This window comes from Luteimonas sp. BLCC-B24 (assembly GCF_028550595.1).
Classification (GTDB): domain Bacteria; phylum Pseudomonadota; class Gammaproteobacteria; order Xanthomonadales; family Xanthomonadaceae; genus Luteimonas.
The window spans coordinates 361,388-376,590 of the sequence record NZ_JAQQGN010000001.1 but is presented as its reverse complement, the minus strand read 5'-3'; the positions used below and the strand labels follow the sequence as shown (position 1 = coordinate 376,590).

Sequence of the window (15,203 nt, the reverse complement as noted above, 5' to 3'; positions counted from 1 at the left end):
TCGCATGCGCAATGCATTCACCGGGTGCAGAAATTGCGATGCCCGGCCTTAACCCGGTGATCACAAACGCAGAACGCCCCTTGCGGGGCGTTCTGCATGATCTGGCGGAGAGGGGGGGATTCGAACCCCCGAGGCGCTATTAACGCCTGCCTGATTTCGAGTCAGGTACATTCAACCGCTCTGCCACCTCTCCAGATCCCGGCGTCGCTGGGCGACTGTCGGGGGCGCAATCATACGGGCCGCCTGCGCGGCCGACAAGCGGCCCGCTACACTGTGCGGCCACGTCGTCCACCTCAGGTTGCCCATGTCCGAGATTTCCGCCCCCGTGTCGTTCGGTGAGCTGCTGGACAAGATCGCGATCCTGCAGATCAAGTCCGAGCGCATCCGCGACGAGGCCAAGCTGGCCAATATCCGAAACGAACTGACCGCACTCGAGACCACGTGGATGGCGCATCCCGCCGCCGGTCACGATATCGTGCGCCTGCGCGCCGAGCTCAAGGCGGTCAACGAGCGGCTCTGGGTGATCGAGGACGACATCCGTCTGAAGGAGAAGGCGCAGGCCTTCGACGACGAATTCATCCGGCTTGCGCGCAGCGTGTACTTCGAGAACGACGAACGTGCGCGGATCAAGAAGGAGATCAATCTGGCGCTGGGCTCGGCCTACGTCGAGGAGAAGTCGTACGAGGAGTATCGCAGCGGCGCGGCCGCGCCCTGAGGCCGAGGGCGCACATCACGGCCGGCGCGCGGCGCCGGCCTTGTGCTCGATGTACTCGTCCATCCGGCTCAGCAGGCGCCACCACTCGCTGCCGTCGTCGCGGTAGGTGCGCACGGCGCCGGCACGTACCAGGATCCGGCGCAGTTCGTCGTCGTCGAAGCCGCCCAGGTGCTTGCGCAGCACCTCGAACGAACGGTCGGTATAGCCCTTGTGGCCGAGGAAGTGCCGCGCGGTGTCCTCGGCGGCGAATTCGGTCTTGTATTGCGTGCGCAGACGTTCCAGCTGCTGGGCATGCAGCTGGCGGTTGAGCAGCCAGCTCACCGCGCCGCCCACCACCGCGCCGACGATCGCGCCGACCAGCGAAGCGACGACGCCGGCGGTGAACGGTGTCACCCGATCGCCGCCAGATCGTCGCGCCGGCGTTCGAACGCGGCGATCGCGTCGTCGACGGTCACCAGCGCCATGACATCGTCGAACTCGATCTTCGTGCCCCAGGCGAGGTCGGCCGCCGGCCTGCCGAGGAAACGCCGGGCCGCATCGTCGTAGCGATCCACACAGAACCGGCGATCGGAGTAGGGGCCGCTACGCGCCGGATTGCTGGCGGCGTGCAGGCCGAGCACCTTGGTGCCCATCGCGTTGGCGATGTGCATCGGGCCGGAATCCGGGGTGACCAGCAACTGGGCGCGTGCGAGCAGGGCAGGCAGCTGTTTCAGCGTGTCCTTGCCGACGAGATCGAGAGCCTCGGCGCGCATCGCGGCGAGAATCGCGTCCGTCGTCTGCCGTTCGAGATCGCTGCGCCCGCCGCACAGCACGATGCGCCAGCCGGCATCGGCGGCGTGATCGGCAAGGGCCGCGTAGCGGTCGGGATACCAGTTGCGGCGCACGTGGCTGGAACACGGCGAGATCATCAGCACCGGCCGACCGTCGTCGTCCCACTGCGCACGCGCCCAGGCATGCGCCTCGTCGGGAACCGGCATGTCGGCCCAGCTCACCTGTGTCTGCCGCAGCCCCAGCGGTTCGCAGAAGCTGCCCAGGGCATCGAGCACATGGATGCCCGGGCGGTCCGGGATGCGGGTATTGACGAAAAGTCCGTGCAGATCCTTGGAGCGCGCGGCGTCGTAGCCCACCCGCATGCGTGCCGGAATGAATGCCGACAGCAGGTTGGCGCGCGCGGCCACCTGCATCTGCAGCAGCACGTCGAACCGTCCGGCATCGCCCAGACGCGCCTTCAGCTCACGCCGCAGTGCCCGCATGCCGGCGAGGCCGGTCTTCTTGTCGTAGACCACGAAGTCCACACCGCGCAGACCGTCGAGCAGGCGGTGCTCGCCCTTGCCGATCACCCAGGTCAGCGCGACGTCGGGCCACGCGGCGCGCAGGGTGCGGATCAGCGGCAGCACGTGGGTCACGTCGCCGAGCGCCGACAGCCGCAGCAGGCAGATCGAACGCGGCCTGAAAGCAGGCGCGGACGCGGCGGAATCGGGCGGGGCGGGGGTCAAGGCTTGATAGACTCGCTGGATGAACAGATTCGATCCCAGCGAGAGCCTGACGCCGATTCCGGCCGCCGGTCGCGCGGGTGATTACGGGGCCATTCTGTTCGACGGTACGCAACTGCGGCAAGCCGACCCGCGCTGGTTCGATCCGGCGCTCTGGGGCAGTCGCGCCCAGCAGGTGGAAGGCAGCGGACGCGGCGGGGCGTGGTTCATCGACGCCACCCATGGCCCCTGCGTGCTGCGTCAGTACCTGCGTGGCGGCCTGGTCGGGCGGGTGAATCGCGAACTGCACCTGTGGCGCGGCAGCGCGCGGGTCCGCAGCTTCGTCGAGTACCGGCTGCTGCGCGAACTGCTGCGTCGCGGCCTGCCCGTGCCCGAACCCATCGCCGCGAGCTATCTGCGCCGGGGCCTGAGCTACCGCGCCTGGATCCTCGTTGAACGCCTGCCCGACGTGCGCTCGCTGGCGGACCTCGCCGCCGAGTCGGCGGCCGACGCGCCCTGGGAGCAGACCGGCCGGCTGATCGCGCGCTTCCACCGCGCCGGTCTCGACCATGCCGATCTCAACGCCCACAACATCCTGTTCGACTCGCTGGGCAAGGGCTGGCTGATCGATCTCGATCGCGGCCAGCTGCGCATTCCCGAAACCCGCTGGCGCGCGCGCAACCTGGCCCGGCTGGAGCGCTCGCTGCTGAAGCTGCGCGGCGCGCGCGCGCCCGAGGCGGTGGCCGAGGATTTCGCGCGCCTGCGCCGGTCCTACGACACGCTGTGGAGCCGGGGCACCTGATGGCCGCCTGCGACTGGGCCCTGCGCTTCCAGGGGGTCGGCAATGCCTCGGCGGTCGCGCTCGGCTCGCCGATGGCGACGATCGAGCGGGACGGCCGGCCGTGGCTCACGATCGACTGCGGCGCCGAAGGCCTGACCGCCTATCTGGCGCGGTACGGCGAGGCACCGCGCGCGTTGTTCGTCACCCATGTGCACCTGGATCATGTCGCCGGCTTCGAACGCCTGTTCGTCGACCGCTATTTCGATCCCGCGCGACGCGGACGCCTGCCGGTCTACGTGCCGGCGCCGGTGGTGCCGTTGCTGCACCGGCGCGTGGGCGACTATCCCAACGTGCTGGCCGAGGGCGGTGCCAACTTCTGGGACGCGTTCCAGCTGATCCCGGTCGGCGATGCGTTCTGGCACGACGGGCAGCGGTTCGAGGTCTTTCCGGTCCGTCATCACTGGCCGGAGACGGCCTACGGCCTGCGGTTGCCGGGCAGCCTGACCTGGAGCGGGGATACGCGGCCGATTCCTGAAATGCTCGCGCGCTTCGCGGACCGCGATGAACTCGTCGCCCACGATTGCGGTCTGCACGGTAATCCGTCGCACAGCGGCATCGACGATCTCGAACGCGAATATCCGCGCGAACTGCTGACGCGCTGCGTGCTTTATCACTATGCCTGCGAAGCCGACGGCGCGGCGCTGGAGGCGCGCGGCCATCGCGTCGCGCGCCCGGGCGCGTGCTTCGCATTGCGTGCACCGCGGTCTGCGCAGACTTCTGTCGCATGAGCGCGCTGCCCGACCCGGCGCAGGCACCGCTCGATCGTCTGGGACGTCCGCTGCACGACCTGCGCCTGTCGGTGATCGAGGCCTGCAATTTCCGCTGCGGCTACTGCATGCCGGCCGATCGCGTGCCCGACGACTACGGCTTCGACCAGGCCGGGCGGCTGTCCTTCGACGAGATCGAGACCCTGGTGCGCGGCTTCGCGCGTCTGGGCATGCACAAGTTGCGTCTGACCGGCGGTGAGCCCTTGCTGCGCAAGGGCCTGCCGGCGCTGGTCGCGCGTCTGGCGAAGGTGCCGGGTATCGAGGACCTGGCGATGACCACGAACGCCGCGTTGCTGGCGCGCCATGCGCAGGCGCTGCGCGACGCCGGGTTGCAGCGCCTGACGATCAGCCTCGATGCGCTGGACCCCGCGCTGTTCCGCACGCTGTCGGGCGGGCGCGGCGAGATCGACGATGTGCTGGCGGGGATCGCCGCGGCCGAGCGTGCGGGGTTTTCCGCGATCAAGTTCAACTGCGTGGTCCAGCGCGGCGTCAACGACCACGAGGTCGAGCGCCTGGCTGCGCATTTCCGCGGCACCGGCCACGTGCTGCGTTTCATCGAATACATGGATGTCGGCACCTGCAACGGCTGGGACCGCGCCCGCGTGGTCCCCTCACGCGAGCTGCATGCGCGCATCGATGCCCGCTGGCCCTTGCGCGCGCTGGATGCCAACTACCGCGGCGAAGTGGCCGAGCGCCACGCGTTCGCCGACGGTGCGGGCGAGATCGGCTTCATCAGTTCAGTCACCGCGCCGTTCTGCGGTGATTGCCAGCGCGCGCGCGTGTCGGCCGACGGCAGCCTCTACACCTGCCTGTTCTCCGGCAGCGGCCAGCCGCTGCGCGCCTGGCTCGCAGAGGGTGACGCCGCGTTCTCGACGCGGCTGGCCACGCTGTGGTCGCGCCGCGCGGATCGGTACAGCGAGCTGCGCGGCCGCGTGCACGCACCCCGCAAGCAGGTCGAGATGTTCCTGGTCGGCGGCTGAGCGGGCCGCCGATGGTCATCCGCGCCGCGCGCCCGCGAGGCGCGGCCCGGCGCTCGCGTCCGTCGCTCCCGCGCGACGTGATTTCACCGGGTGCCGGCAGATCGCCCCCTGCATCGATGCGAGCGTCCGAGCCGCGGGATCCCGACTTCGCCCAAGTGCGCGGCGTGCTCCCGGGATCCGCATCGACATGCCGGAGAACGCCGGAAACCGGACACACGGCACGATTCGCCGTGTGGCCGTCCCGAGACGGGGGAGGCGCCCTCGGCCCGACGCCATCCGCGTGGCACGCCTCCGGCGCCTTCGGCGGATCCCCGCAGCCCGCGCGACGCACGCACGAGCCCCCGGCGTTCCCGCGCGGCGGCGCGCAGACGAACCGGCGACCCGCCGCATCGCGGCCCGCTCCGGATTCACCCGGTACCATCGGCGCTCCACAGTTACGACGCAGGCGCATGCCCCGCACGAAACCAGAAGCGCCCGTGGCGCTGACCCACATCGACGCCGCCGGCCGGCCGACCATGGTCGACGTGTCCGCGAAAGCGACCACAGCCCGCGTCGCCAGCGCCGAATGCCGGGTGCGCTTCCCCTCGGACGTGGCCGCTCAGCTGCAGGCCAACGGCCTCAAGAGCGCGAAGGGCGGCATCGTCGATACCGCGATCATCGCCGGCACGATGGCGGTCAAGCGTACGCACGAGCTGATTCCGTTCTGCCATCCGCTGCCGATCGACGGCATCGCGATTGCGATCGCGTGGCAGGGCGAGCGCGAGCTGCGCATCGATTGCACGGTCAAGACCACGCATCGCACCGGAGTCGAGATGGAGGCGCTGACGGGCGCGACCGTTGCCGCGCTGACGGTCTACGACATGTGCAAGGCGCTGTCGCATGCGATCGTGCTGGGCCCGGCGAAACTCGTCGGCAAGCGCGGCGGCAAGCGCGACGTCGGCACCGTTGCACCCTCGACGCGCACCACGCGCCCCCGGAAACAGGAACCGAAGCGATGACCGAAGTCCGTCTGCTGTATTTCGCCAGCCTGCGCGATCGTGCCGGCACCGACGCCGAAACCCGCGACACGGCCGCGTCCGACCTGCGTGCGCTGTACGCGGAGGTGCAGGCGCTGCACGGCTTCGCGCTTCCGGTCGAGCGCCTGCGCGTGGCGGTCGACGGCGCCTTCGCACGCTGGGACGACGCGCCGCGCGGCGGCAGCGAGATCGCCTTCATTCCACCGGTCAGCGGAGGCTGACATGGACGACCGCATGTTCTGGCTGGCGGATGCGCCGCTCGATCTCGCTCCGCTGCGCCGGCGTCTCGAGGACGATCGTGCAGGCGCGTTCGCCAGCTTCGAGGGCTGGGTGCGCGATCACAACGACGGGCGTCCGGTGCGTGGCCTGCGCTACGAGTCCTATGTCGCGCTGGCCGAGCGCGAGGGCGAGCAGGTGCTCGCCGAAGCGCGCGCGCGGTTCGACCTGTGCGGCGCGGTCTGCGTGCACCGCATCGGCGATCTGGCGATCGGCGACATGGCGGTGTGGGTGGGCGTGAGCGCGGCGCATCGCGGCGCGGCGTTCGATGCCTGCCGCTACATCATCGATTCGATCAAGGACCGGGTGCCGATCTGGAAGCACGAACGTTATGCCGACGGCGAGGCGGGGTGGCTTCATCCCGAGCGCGCGCCGGACGGAGGCGCGGCATGAAGCGCCTGATGCTGTCCGCAGTGCTCGTCGCGTTCGCATTCGGCGCCCAGGCGCAGTCGCGTCTGCTGGTGGGCAACAAGTCGGCCGACACCGTCTGGGCCCTCGACACGGCCACCGGCCAGCGCGTCGCCGAGTACGCCACCGGCCCCGCACCGCACGAAATCGCGGTCTCCGCGGACGGGCACCGCGCGGTGGTCACGACCTACGGCCACCGCGAGCCCCACCACGCGCTGACGGTCATCGAGCTCACGGACGGGCGCACACGCACCATCGATCTCGGTGCGCACGGCCGTCCGCATGGTCTGCAGCTGCTGGCGGACGGCGATGCCCTGGTGACCACCGAGTCCAGTGGCAGCCTGCTGCGTGTGGACGTCGCGCGCGGTGAGGTGAGCGGCGTCGCCGATGTGGGCGAGGGCGTGGGCCACATGGTCGCGGTCTCGCCGGATGGCGCCGCGGCCTACGTCAGCAAGATCCGCGCGGGGACGGTGGTGCGCGTGGATGTGGCGACGATGCGGGTCACCGCCGAGCGGCCTGCCGGGGCCGGCGCCGAGGGCATCGCGATCGCGCCCGACGGCCGCGTCTGGGTGACCAACCGCGCCGACGACAGCGTGACCATTCACGATCCCGAGACGCTCGAGATCGTCGCCACCTTGCCGAGCGCAGGCTTTCCGATCCGCGTCGTCTTCACGCCGGACGGCCGCCATGCGCTGGTCACCAACGCCACCGCGGCCACGCTGTCGGTGTTCGACGTGGCCGCGCAGGCCGCGATCACGACCGTCGCCCTGACGCCGTCCGATGCCGCGCTGCAGGACACCCTGCTCGGGCGTGGACCGCTGCCGATCGGTGCGGTGGTCGATCCGGCCGCGGGCCGCGCCTATGTCGCGATCAGCGGTGCGGACCGCGTGGCGGTCATCGATACGCGCGACTGGCGGGTGATCGACCACTGGGCCACGGGCCGTGAGCCCGACGCGCTCGCGATCGTGCCGGCCTCACCGGAATGAGGCGCTCGCTCGCGGGCGGCTGTCTGGTCCTGCTGACGGCGTGCACGTCGACGCCGACCGTCTTTACGCCGTCGCCGTCGCCGATGCCAGCGCCCACGGGCGCGGTGGGCGCGACACTGCTCGCGCCCGCGGCGGATACCCGGCGCATGGAGCGGGTACCCCACCAGCGGTTTCTCCATCCCAATCTCGAGGCCGATGTCGCGCTGCCGGTCTATCCGGAGGCGCTGCTGGCGCAGCGCCTGCCGCCGGCGACGGTCTGCGTCGATGTGGTGGTGGACGCGGCCGGGCAGGTGACGGCCGTCGCGCCGCGCCAGGACGGCGACTGTGCCGCGGCGTCCACCGGCGACACCGCGGTGCTTCTGGAGGCGGTGCGCACGGCCGTTGCCGGTTGGCGGTATGCGCCGGCGCTGCTCTGCGAGGCACCGGTCGGCTACACGGGCGACGACGCGTGCACGGCGGAGGGCGTGGTGGAGACGCCGACCGCCGTGCGCCTGTCGTATGCGTTCCGGTTCAGTCAGACCGCCGGTCGGCCCGAGGTCGAACGCGTGGGCGCCCGCTGAGCGCGGTCCAGCGATAGGCGCGCCGTCGCCGTCCTGCTAGACTCCGCGTCCCGCTTCGACGCGGGGCCGGTGCAAGACCCGGATCGTTCGTTTCCATGGTGGCCCCGTCGGCCCCTCGCGACGCTAGATTGAAAATCCCGCCAGGGCCGGAAGGCAGCAACGGTATCGATCGATGCGGGTGCCGAGGTCAGTCGGCGGGGCCATCGCCATGTCGGACGATGGCCCGGTGCGCCGGTCAAGGCGTCAACACGACCTTGCGGCAGGCGTCCGCTTCGTCCTTGCCGTCGAAGATCTCGTAGCCCTTGGCCGCGTCGGTCAGGGACATCCGATGGGAAATGATCACGTCGGGACGAAGATCGCCGTCATTGACCCGCGCCAGCAGTTCCGGCATGTAGCGCTGCACGTCGGTCTGGCCCATCTTGAACGTCAGGGCCTTGTCGAACGCGTCGCCGAGCATGAAGGCGTGGATGAAGCCCGAATACACCCCGGGAATGCTGACCGTGCCCGCGCGCCGCGTCGCCGCGATGCACTGGCGGATCGCCGCGCCGCTGCTGGTCTCGAGTTTCAGGCCGGTCATCAGGGTGTCGACCTTGCTGCCCTTCGCCTCGAAGCCTACCGCATCGATCGAGGCGTCCACGCCGCGGCCCTTGGTCTGCGAGACGATGAAGTCGGCCGGATCGTCGACTTCCTCGAAGTTGATCGGAATCACCCCGTAGGTGGCCTGTGCGAAATCGAGCCGGTACTGGTAGCGGTCGACCATGAAGATGCGTTCGGCGCCGAGCATGCGGCAGCAGGCCGCCGCCATCAGGCCGACCGGGCCCGCCCCGAAGATCGCCACCGTCGATCCTTCGGTCACGTTCGCGTCGAGCACCGCCTGATAGCCGGTGGGCAGGATGTCGGAGAGAAACAGCACCTGTTCGTCGGCGAGGCCCTCGGGGATCACCAGCGGGCCGACGTTGGCCTTGGGCACCCGCACGAACTCAGCCTGGCCACCGGCGATGCCGCCATACAGATGGCTGTAGCCGAACAACGCCGCCGGCGGGCGCATGCCTTTGCGGTTCAGCGAGGCGCCCTGGCCGGTATTGGTGGTCTCGCAGGCCGAGAATTCCGACAGCTGGCAGTGGAAGCAGTCGCCGCAGGCGATGACGAACGGGATCACCACCCGGTCGCCGACACGCACGTTGGTCACGTCGGGGCCGATGTCCTCGACCACGCCCATGAACTCGTGGCCGAGGATGTCGCCATCGTGCAGCTCGGGAATCTTGCCGCGGTACAGGTGCAGGTCGGAACCGCAGATCGCGGTCGCGGTGACGCGCAGCAGGATGTCGTCGGCATCGTGGAGCACGGGGTCGGGCACGGTTTCGACCCGGACATCTCGCGTGCCGTGATAGGTGAGGGCCTTCATCGGGAGTCCTTTGCTGGGGGAACCCCGATCCCACCAGCGACGGCGGGTGCGTCGTGTGAGCAAGCGCGTTGCGCGCGCCGCGATTGTCGTCAGAGTTGCCGGCGCAGCGCCCGGCGCGTCGCGCCGGCATCGCATGCATGCTGGCTCGGCCTTCCGCCGGGAGGATCACCGCGAATCACGAGCGGCCGCATCGCGGAAATTCCGGCGTACATCGGCGCTCGTGGCGTTAGTGTCGGGCAGCGCGCGATCATGATCGTGCGCATCAACCGCACGAGCGCATGACCCGAAACACAGAACGCCCCTTGCGGGGCGTTCTGCTCTGATCTGGCGGAGAGAGGGGGATTCACTCGGCGCTCGCGCGCCTCGCCCTTCGGGCGGCTTCGCCGTGCAGGCCGCTGCGCGGCCTGTCGAACCCGCGGGGGTTCTCACCCCGCATCGCGTCGCCGGCGAAACCCACGCGACTCGGACCATCTACCCACTTTCAAATTGGCGGAGAGAGGGTCCGAAGCGCGCTGTTCCGCCTGTCGCCGCCAGGGACCGTGAAACCGCGTCGTGGCGGGCTTGCGCCTACGTTTCACGTCCTTGGCTATCCGCTACCGTCCGTTACAATCCGCGCTCGATGGGCGGGTAGGCGGGCGGGTAGGGATGGGGCGGGAGCTGTTCAAGCTGTCGGCGCGCAAGGTAGCCACGCTGGCCGATGCCGGCTACTACCCGGACGGCGGCGGCCTGTACCTGCAGGTGACGTCCACCGGCGCGAAGACCTGGGTGTTCCGCTACCGGTTCGCCGGACGGCGCCCGGAGATGGGGATGGGTCCTCTGCACACCGTGAGCCTAGCAGACGCACGCGAGGCTGCGCAGGAGGCGCGTCGCCAGCTTCTGGCGGGAGTTGATCCGCTCGCAGCGCGCAAAGCCGCAGCGGCGCGCGCAGGCGGCGTGCCGACGTTCTGGGAGGCCGCCCAGGCCTTCATCGAGGAACAGCGCCCGGGCTGGCGCAACGCCAAGCACGCGGGGCAGTGGACGAGCACGCTCGACACCTACGCCCGCCCGGTCATCGGCGGCAAGCGCGTCGACGCGATCGACACCGACGACATCCTCGCCGTCCTCCGCCCGATCTGGACCACGAAGACCGAGACCGCGACGCGGGTGCGCCAGCGCGTCGAGGCGGTACTGGACGCGGCGACGGCGAAGCGCCAGCGTGAGGGTGAGAACCCGGCGCGCTGGAAGGGCCACCTGTCCATGCTCCTGCCGAAGCGGTCCACCGTGGCGCCGGTCGAGCACTTCCCGGCCCTCCCATTCGCGGAGCTGCCGTCCTTCATGCGCGCGCTCAACGATCGCCGCGGCGAGGCTGCGCGCGCGCTCGAGTTCACCATCCTCACCGCGTCGCGCACCGGCATGGCTACGGGCGCGCTGCCGGCGGAGTTCGCCGGGAGCCTCTGGACGGTGCCGCGCGAGCGAATGAAGGCGAAGCGGGAGCACGTCGTCCCGCTGTCGGGTCCGGCCCTGGCCATCGTGTCGCCGCGGCTCGGCCGGCGGCTGGTGTTCCCCAACGACGTCACCGGCGAGCCCCTGAGCGAGAACGCCATGCTCGCGCTGCTTAAGCGCATGGGCTATGGCCACGTGACCGTCCACGGCTTCCGGTCGACGTTCAAGGACTGGGCGCGCGAGACGACCGACTATCCGGACGACATGTCCGAGGTGGCGCTGGCGCACGTGATCAGCGACAAGACCCGAGCGGCATACGCGCGCGGCACTCTGATCGAGAAGCGGCGCGCGCTCATGCAGGACTGGGCCGACTACTGCTGGTCGCTCACGCCCGAGCGGCGCGCACCTGCGCCCTGACCCATGCGTCGAGCTCGGACAGCACCCAGAGCGAGCGCCGCCCGATCTTGATCGGCGCCGGGAATGCCCCGGCCTTGACCTGCTCATAGATCCACGTCGAGCCCATGCCCGTCATGGCCTGCACCTCGTCCAGGGTGCGGAGTTCTTCGATCTTCTCTGCTGCGCTCATGCCGCCTTCCTCGGGATCAGGCGCCGCCACCAGGGCCGGCGCAGGTGTTCGTTCTCGATGCGCAGCCGCTCGATCTCGGCGGCCGCGCGTGCCAGCTCGTCGCGCAGCAGATCCTTGCGCGGTTGTTTCATACGGCGCGGGGCGCGGGGGAACAGCTGCTGACTCACGCTGCCTCCTGGATGTCCGGCGCCGCCGCTTCCAGAGCATCGAACAGGCCGGGCATCGACTGCTCGTTCGCCACGCTGGCGCAGTACGCCGCGGCGTCGAGGAAGTACTTAGGATTCAGCTCTGACGCATAGCCGCGCCGGCCCATCTTCAGGGCCATGTAGGGCACGGTACCGATGCCGCCGAACGGATCGAGCACCAGCTCGCCGGCCATACAGTGCTGCTCGATGCAGCGCTCGACGATGTCGAACTGCAGCGGGCAAAGATGCTGCTCCTGGCCCTTGTGCGCCTGGTGGCTGTTGAGCGTGCGCATGCGTGTGATGTCAGTCCAGACATCCGGGTGCCACGACTGCGGCTGCAGCAGCATGAAGGACGACGGAAGCCATCCGGACTCCGCCACGTGCTCGGCAATGCGCACGTCGTGGCGGAAGTCGTAGACGCTCTCCAGGCTGTGCCGGCGGAACAGTTTGAAGATCGCTGCCTGGTCCAGGCCGTCGAGATCCTCGGGCGCCAACGGGCGGTTGCCGCTGCTGCGCCAGAAGCCGTGCGCATCGAACTGCCAGCGCGGCCGCGTGAACACGTCCTTGGACTTCGAGACCGGCACGTCGGCATAGCCGTTGGCGCCATCGGTGGGCGGCTTCCGGAACTTCAGCACGTACTCCGGCATGCCGTTGCCCATGCGCGAGCCGTCCTTACACTGCTCAGACCAGCCGAGACGGTAGGTCTGGCTGTTCTCGCGCACGACGTCGGTCACCACCGTCACGCGCGACAGGAACGCGAAGCCGTGCTTCTGGAATGCGGCGATGCACTCATCGGAGAATGGCTGCACCGTCTGGAACCCAAGGCCGTTGATGCCGCCCGGGGTGATCCGATCCTTCACGTGGATGCAGGCGACGCGGCCCGGCTTAAGCACGCGCAGCAGGTTCGGGATCAGGAAATCCATCTGCTGCCAGAAGTGCGCGTTGTTGTCGGTGTGCCCAAAGTCATTGTAGCTGGGCGTGTACTCGTACTGCGTCGCGAAGGGGATGCTGGTCACGATCAGGTCGACGCTGTCCGCGTCCATGCGCGCGGTCTCCAGCACGCAGTCGTTGTTCACCATCGTGTAGCCGTCGCCCGAAGCCTCGACGCGATCGACGCCGAGCGATCGCGCCAGCATGCCGGCCATAGACGCATGCGAGAGACCGTACTCGCGGATGATCTGGGTCATCTTCTCCACCATGTCGTTGTGTTGGCGCCAGCGGCGCTCGAGCAGCCGGCGCACGTCACGCTCGGCCTCCGTGTAGATCAGGTCGATGCGGACCGTCTCGGTCTGCATGAAGCGGTAGAGGCGGTGGATCGACTGGATCCAGTCGGCGAACTTGAAGCCGATGCCGAGGTAGATGGACCAGTGGCAGTGCCGCTGGAAGTTGCAGCCCGAGCCGAGCATCACCGGCTTGCCGGCCAGCTCAGGGATCTCGCCGTCGCTGAACTGGATGACCAGCGATTCCCGGTGCTCAAGTTCCTGCGATCCGTAGACCGTGGCCAGGCCGGGGATGGCGCCTTCCAGCGCCTCGCGTTCGGACTCGAGGTCGTGCCAGAGGATCCGATGTGCGTCGGGGTCTTCGGCGCGGAGCTCCATCAGCTTGGCCAGCCGCGTCGGCAGGCTGTCGCGCTTCTCGCGTGCGGCCTCCTGCAGGCCGAGCGATGTGGACCGGAACAGCCGGGCCTGGCCGTCCTTCTCGACGCCGGCGGCGCCGTGATCGGTCGCGACTTCGTGCCAGCGCACGTCGAGCGGGGGCAGGTCATAGCCCTCGTCGCTGAAGCTGGGATCGAGGTCCGAGGGCTTCTGGATGAAGAGCGCCCAGCTGGCGACCCAGAGCCAGAACTCGCGCTCCTTGTGCGGGTGCAGCGTCAGCTGGTCGGCCTTCTCGCTGTTGCGCTTGAAGAACCGGGTCTTTGCCTGACCCACGTCCATGATCCCGAGAAACGCGGCGTAGGCGAGCAGCTCGATGTATTCGTTCGGGCTGGGCGTCGCGGTGGCGACGAAGCGATACGGGATGCCGGCCGACTTCACACCCGCCGCTCGGTCGTCGCCGGCGATCGTGGCCATGAACTCGCGGAAGGTCTTCGAGCCGCCGAAGCCTCGGAGGATCGCAGCCTCGTCCAGGCTGACCGCGACGAAGGCGCGGGGATCGAGCTTGCCGTCGCGCACCGTCTCGTAATTGGTCAGGTAGAGGCCGCGCGGATCGGTGGCTTCCTCGATCGTGCGGATGAACTTCACCGGCACGCCGAGCATCGCGGCGTCGCGTACGAACTCCTGCCGCACGCCCAGCGGAATCACGATCAGGCCCATGCCGCCGGCACGCTCGGCGCCGATGCGTACTGCCTCGATCTGCATCACCGACTTGCCGAGGCCGAAGGCGGCGAAAAGCGCGCGGCGTCCGCCGTCAACCGCCCACTGGACGGCCAGGCGCTGGTGCGGCTTCAGGACGGTGCTGATTTCCGCCGGGAGCACCTGCACGCCGGTGCGCGGCGCGACTGCAGCCTTCGCGCGCAGGAACTGGTCGTATGCGAGGAGGTTCAAGCGGCCTCCCGCATCAGCGCTGCCAGATCGATCTCGTCGACGGCCTCACGCAGCTGCCGGCGCGCGACCAGCAGCACGCGCGCGATGTGCTCGCGCGGCGTGTCGACCGCGAACCGGCGATAGGCGAAGTGCAGGCGGCCGGTGTGATCGCGTCGGAACAGCCGCCATTCCACCGACGTGGGCGGCAGGCCACCGCGGGCGGACGTGACGCGGCCCCAGCTGAAGCCCCAGTTCTTCCGCGGCGCGCGGCGCCGGTGGTGACGGTCAGCCATGCGCGCCGGTCTCCTTCTGGTAGGCCGCCCACGCGGCTTCGACCTTCGCGAACTCGGCATCGCGGCCACCGCGGTCGGGGTGTGCCTGGGAGCGGAGCCGGCGATAGCTGCCGAGCGGATCGGCCGGATCGAGCACGTCGCGCCACGACAGCGCCACCGGCGACGGGAGCGCGGTGAAGCCGGTGAAGGCGCGCTCCATCATGTCGCTGCTGCCCCAGCGCTCGATGCCGCGGATCGCGTCGATCGTCTTGCTGATCGCGCGCATGTTCTCCTCGCGGCGCAGGAACTTGTCGCAGGCGAGCACCATCTCGACACCCATGCGGGTGAAGTAGACCGCGATGCCTTCGTCGTCGTGCTTCGGCTGGCGCGCGTAGGGAATGCCGTCTGCGCGGAGCATCAGGTTGCTGCTCAGGATCACATCGCGCGCGCCGAGCCGGCGCAGCTCTTCCAGGAGATCGGTCACGGCCTGCCCGGGGGTGACCTTGAAGCTGCTGCGCTCGCGCTTGTGCGTGGGCGTGCGCGGCCAGCCCTGCGGCCAGGTCAGTGGATAGCGTTCGGTCGGGCGCTCAGCCATTGCCGCGCGCCTCGCGCTGCGCGTCGTCGCGCATGGTCCTGAGCGCGTGCAGCCGGTTGCGGTCCAGCTGGTCATAGCCAGCCGCCGGCGCGTGCTGATTGATGATCGCGATCGCCCATGCCAGCGCGTCGATCTTGTCCTGGGTGTCGATGGTTCCGCTCATTTCGTCCTGTCCTTGCCCCGCAGGGCGTCGTA

At 69.5% G+C, this 15,203-nt stretch carries 19 protein-coding genes, 1 tRNA gene and 1 other RNA gene; 11 read left to right on the top strand and 10 right to left on the bottom strand.

Annotated features, from left to right (window positions below; all coding sequences use genetic code 11):
- Positions 1-102: 102 nt before the first annotated feature.
- Positions 103-193 (bottom strand) — tRNA-Ser (locus PQS31_RS01905).
- Positions 194-304: 111 nt separating this feature from the next.
- Between PQS31_RS01905 and PQS31_RS01900 the strand changes: the two genes are divergently transcribed.
- Positions 305-715 (top strand): DUF6165 family protein, encoded by a 411-nt coding sequence (locus PQS31_RS01900; RefSeq protein WP_272760994.1) that lies wholly within the window; start codon positions 305-307, stop codon positions 713-715.
- Positions 716-730: 15 nt separating this feature from the next.
- On the opposite strand, the gene PQS31_RS01895 is transcribed toward PQS31_RS01900, so the two are convergent.
- Together PQS31_RS01895 and PQS31_RS01890 are read right to left on the bottom strand one after the other, a co-directional pair.
- Positions 731-1,108 carry a hypothetical protein gene (locus PQS31_RS01895; RefSeq protein ID WP_272760993.1) on the bottom strand — a complete coding sequence of 126 codons (378 nt, stop codon included), beginning with the start codon at positions 1,106-1,108 and terminating at the stop codon, positions 731-733.
- Entirely contained in the window at positions 1,105-2,211 is a 1,107-nt protein-coding gene (locus tag PQS31_RS01890) for a glycosyltransferase family 9 protein (protein ID WP_272760991.1), read from the bottom strand. Before PQS31_RS01890 ends, PQS31_RS01895 begins: the two co-directional genes overlap by 4 nt.
- 19 nt (positions 2,212-2,230) lie before the next feature.
- Here PQS31_RS01890 and PQS31_RS01885 point away from each other — a divergent pair, with 19 nt between their 5' ends.
- The 9 genes from PQS31_RS01885 to ffs all read left to right on the top strand — a co-directional run bounded on the left by PQS31_RS01885 (position 2,231) and on the right by ffs (position 8,222).
- Positions 2,231-2,989 (top strand): 3-deoxy-D-manno-octulosonic acid kinase, encoded by a 759-nt coding sequence (locus PQS31_RS01885; RefSeq protein WP_272760990.1) that lies wholly within the window; start codon positions 2,231-2,233, stop codon positions 2,987-2,989.
- Positions 2,989-3,756, top strand: coding sequence for an MBL fold metallo-hydrolase (locus tag PQS31_RS01880; RefSeq protein WP_272760989.1), 768 nt, complete (start codon positions 2,989-2,991; stop codon positions 3,754-3,756). The genes PQS31_RS01885 and PQS31_RS01880 overlap by 1 nt, the downstream gene beginning before the upstream one ends.
- Complete coding sequence (gene moaA, locus PQS31_RS01875; RefSeq protein ID WP_272760988.1) at positions 3,753-4,775, top strand: GTP 3',8-cyclase MoaA; 1,023 nt, start codon at positions 3,753-3,755, stop codon at positions 4,773-4,775. The genes PQS31_RS01880 and moaA overlap by 4 nt, the downstream gene beginning before the upstream one ends.
- Positions 4,776-5,224: 449 nt before the next feature.
- A complete protein-coding gene (gene moaC / locus PQS31_RS01870; protein WP_272761436.1) occupies positions 5,225-5,773 on the top strand; it encodes a cyclic pyranopterin monophosphate synthase MoaC in 549 nt (182 codons plus the stop codon).
- Positions 5,770-6,012: a MoaD/ThiS family protein gene (locus PQS31_RS01865; protein ID WP_272760987.1), complete on the top strand. Its 243-nt coding sequence runs from the start codon at positions 5,770-5,772 to the stop codon at positions 6,010-6,012. The genes moaC and PQS31_RS01865 overlap by 4 nt, the downstream gene beginning before the upstream one ends.
- Position 6,013: 1 nt before the next feature.
- Positions 6,014-6,460, top strand: coding sequence for a molybdenum cofactor biosynthesis protein MoaE (locus tag PQS31_RS01860; protein WP_272760985.1), 447 nt, complete (start codon positions 6,014-6,016; stop codon positions 6,458-6,460).
- The gene (locus PQS31_RS01855) at positions 6,457-7,461 is read left to right on the top strand and encodes a cytochrome D1 domain-containing protein (RefSeq protein WP_272760984.1); all 1,005 of its coding nucleotides are present in this window, start codon (positions 6,457-6,459) and stop codon (positions 7,459-7,461) included. Before PQS31_RS01860 ends, PQS31_RS01855 begins: the two co-directional genes overlap by 4 nt.
- A gap of 146 nt (positions 7,462-7,607) precedes the next feature.
- Positions 7,608-8,021: a hypothetical protein gene (locus PQS31_RS01850; protein ID WP_272760983.1), complete on the top strand. Its 414-nt coding sequence runs from the start codon at positions 7,608-7,610 to the stop codon at positions 8,019-8,021.
- A gap of 104 nt (positions 8,022-8,125) precedes the next feature.
- An RNA gene (gene ffs / locus PQS31_RS01845) (signal recognition particle sRNA small type) lies at positions 8,126-8,222 on the top strand.
- A 34-nt stretch (positions 8,223-8,256) separates the two neighbouring features.
- Here the strand turns inward: ffs and PQS31_RS01840 are convergent.
- Entirely contained in the window at positions 8,257-9,426 is a 1,170-nt protein-coding gene (locus PQS31_RS01840; protein WP_272760982.1) for a zinc-dependent alcohol dehydrogenase, read from the bottom strand.
- Positions 9,427-10,008: 582 nt separating this feature from the next.
- On the opposite strand from PQS31_RS01840, the gene PQS31_RS01835 reads away from it, so the two are divergent.
- Positions 10,009-11,265, top strand: a complete 1,257-nt coding sequence (locus PQS31_RS01835) for a site-specific integrase (RefSeq protein WP_272760980.1) — start codon at positions 10,009-10,011, stop codon at positions 11,263-11,265.
- On the opposite strand, the gene PQS31_RS01830 is transcribed toward PQS31_RS01835, so the two are convergent.
- Genes PQS31_RS01830 through PQS31_RS01805 form a run of 6 tightly spaced genes read right to left on the bottom strand, consistent with a single transcriptional unit; the run spans position 11,234 to position 15,171 of the window.
- Positions 11,234-11,434, bottom strand: coding sequence for an AlpA family phage regulatory protein (locus tag PQS31_RS01830; RefSeq protein WP_272760978.1), 201 nt, complete (start codon positions 11,432-11,434; stop codon positions 11,234-11,236). The two genes, PQS31_RS01835 and PQS31_RS01830, sit on opposite strands and share 32 nt — an antisense overlap.
- A complete protein-coding gene (locus tag PQS31_RS01825) occupies positions 11,431-11,601 on the bottom strand; it encodes a hypothetical protein (RefSeq protein WP_272760977.1) in 171 nt (56 codons plus the stop codon). Before PQS31_RS01825 ends, PQS31_RS01830 begins: the two co-directional genes overlap by 4 nt.
- On the bottom strand, positions 11,598-14,162 hold the full coding sequence (locus PQS31_RS01820) for a DNA methyltransferase (protein WP_272760976.1): 2,565 nt from the start codon (positions 14,160-14,162) through the stop codon (positions 11,598-11,600). The genes PQS31_RS01825 and PQS31_RS01820 overlap by 4 nt, the downstream gene beginning before the upstream one ends.
- Complete coding sequence (locus tag PQS31_RS01815; protein WP_272760975.1) at positions 14,159-14,434, bottom strand: hypothetical protein; 276 nt, start codon at positions 14,432-14,434, stop codon at positions 14,159-14,161. The genes PQS31_RS01820 and PQS31_RS01815 overlap by 4 nt, the downstream gene beginning before the upstream one ends.
- Positions 14,427-15,008 carry a J domain-containing protein gene (locus PQS31_RS01810; RefSeq protein WP_272760974.1) on the bottom strand — a complete coding sequence of 194 codons (582 nt, stop codon included), beginning with the start codon at positions 15,006-15,008 and terminating at the stop codon, positions 14,427-14,429. The genes PQS31_RS01815 and PQS31_RS01810 overlap by 8 nt, the downstream gene beginning before the upstream one ends.
- Positions 15,001-15,171: a hypothetical protein gene (locus tag PQS31_RS01805; protein WP_272760973.1), complete on the bottom strand. Its 171-nt coding sequence runs from the start codon at positions 15,169-15,171 to the stop codon at positions 15,001-15,003. Before PQS31_RS01805 ends, PQS31_RS01810 begins: the two co-directional genes overlap by 8 nt.
- Between the last annotated feature and the right edge of the window lie 32 nt (positions 15,172-15,203).

What these genes read in the sequence shown, in the direction of transcription:
- PQS31_RS01860 (WP_272760985.1), top strand. Translation starts at nt 6,014, where the DNA reads ATGGACGACCGCATGTTCTGGCTGGCGGATGCGCCGCTCGATCTCGCT.
- PQS31_RS01810 (WP_272760974.1), bottom strand. Translation starts at nt 15,008, where the DNA reads ATGGCTGAGCGCCCGACCGAACGCTATCCACTGACCTGGCCGCAGGGC.
- PQS31_RS01830 (WP_272760978.1), bottom strand. Translation starts at nt 11,434, where the DNA reads ATGAGCGCAGCAGAGAAGATCGAAGAACTCCGCACCCTGGACGAGGTG.
- PQS31_RS01840 (WP_272760982.1), bottom strand. Translation starts at nt 9,426, where the DNA reads ATGAAGGCCCTCACCTATCACGGCACGCGAGATGTCCGGGTCGAAACC.
- moaC (WP_272761436.1), top strand. Translation starts at nt 5,225, where the DNA reads ATGCCCCGCACGAAACCAGAAGCGCCCGTGGCGCTGACCCACATCGAC.
- PQS31_RS01850 (WP_272760983.1), top strand. Translation starts at nt 7,608, where the DNA reads ATGGAGCGGGTACCCCACCAGCGGTTTCTCCATCCCAATCTCGAGGCC.
- PQS31_RS01880 (WP_272760989.1), top strand. Translation starts at nt 2,989, where the DNA reads ATGGCCGCCTGCGACTGGGCCCTGCGCTTCCAGGGGGTCGGCAATGCC.
- PQS31_RS01815 (WP_272760975.1), bottom strand. Translation starts at nt 14,434, where the DNA reads ATGGCTGACCGTCACCACCGGCGCCGCGCGCCGCGGAAGAACTGGGGC.
- PQS31_RS01865 (WP_272760987.1), top strand. Translation starts at nt 5,770, where the DNA reads ATGACCGAAGTCCGTCTGCTGTATTTCGCCAGCCTGCGCGATCGTGCC.
- moaA (WP_272760988.1), top strand. Translation starts at nt 3,753, where the DNA reads ATGAGCGCGCTGCCCGACCCGGCGCAGGCACCGCTCGATCGTCTGGGA.
- PQS31_RS01805 (WP_272760973.1), bottom strand. Translation starts at nt 15,171, where the DNA reads ATGAGCGGAACCATCGACACCCAGGACAAGATCGACGCGCTGGCATGG.
- PQS31_RS01900 (WP_272760994.1), top strand. Translation starts at nt 305, where the DNA reads ATGTCCGAGATTTCCGCCCCCGTGTCGTTCGGTGAGCTGCTGGACAAG.
- PQS31_RS01855 (WP_272760984.1), top strand. Translation starts at nt 6,457, where the DNA reads ATGAAGCGCCTGATGCTGTCCGCAGTGCTCGTCGCGTTCGCATTCGGC.
- PQS31_RS01885 (WP_272760990.1), top strand. Translation starts at nt 2,231, where the DNA reads ATGAACAGATTCGATCCCAGCGAGAGCCTGACGCCGATTCCGGCCGCC.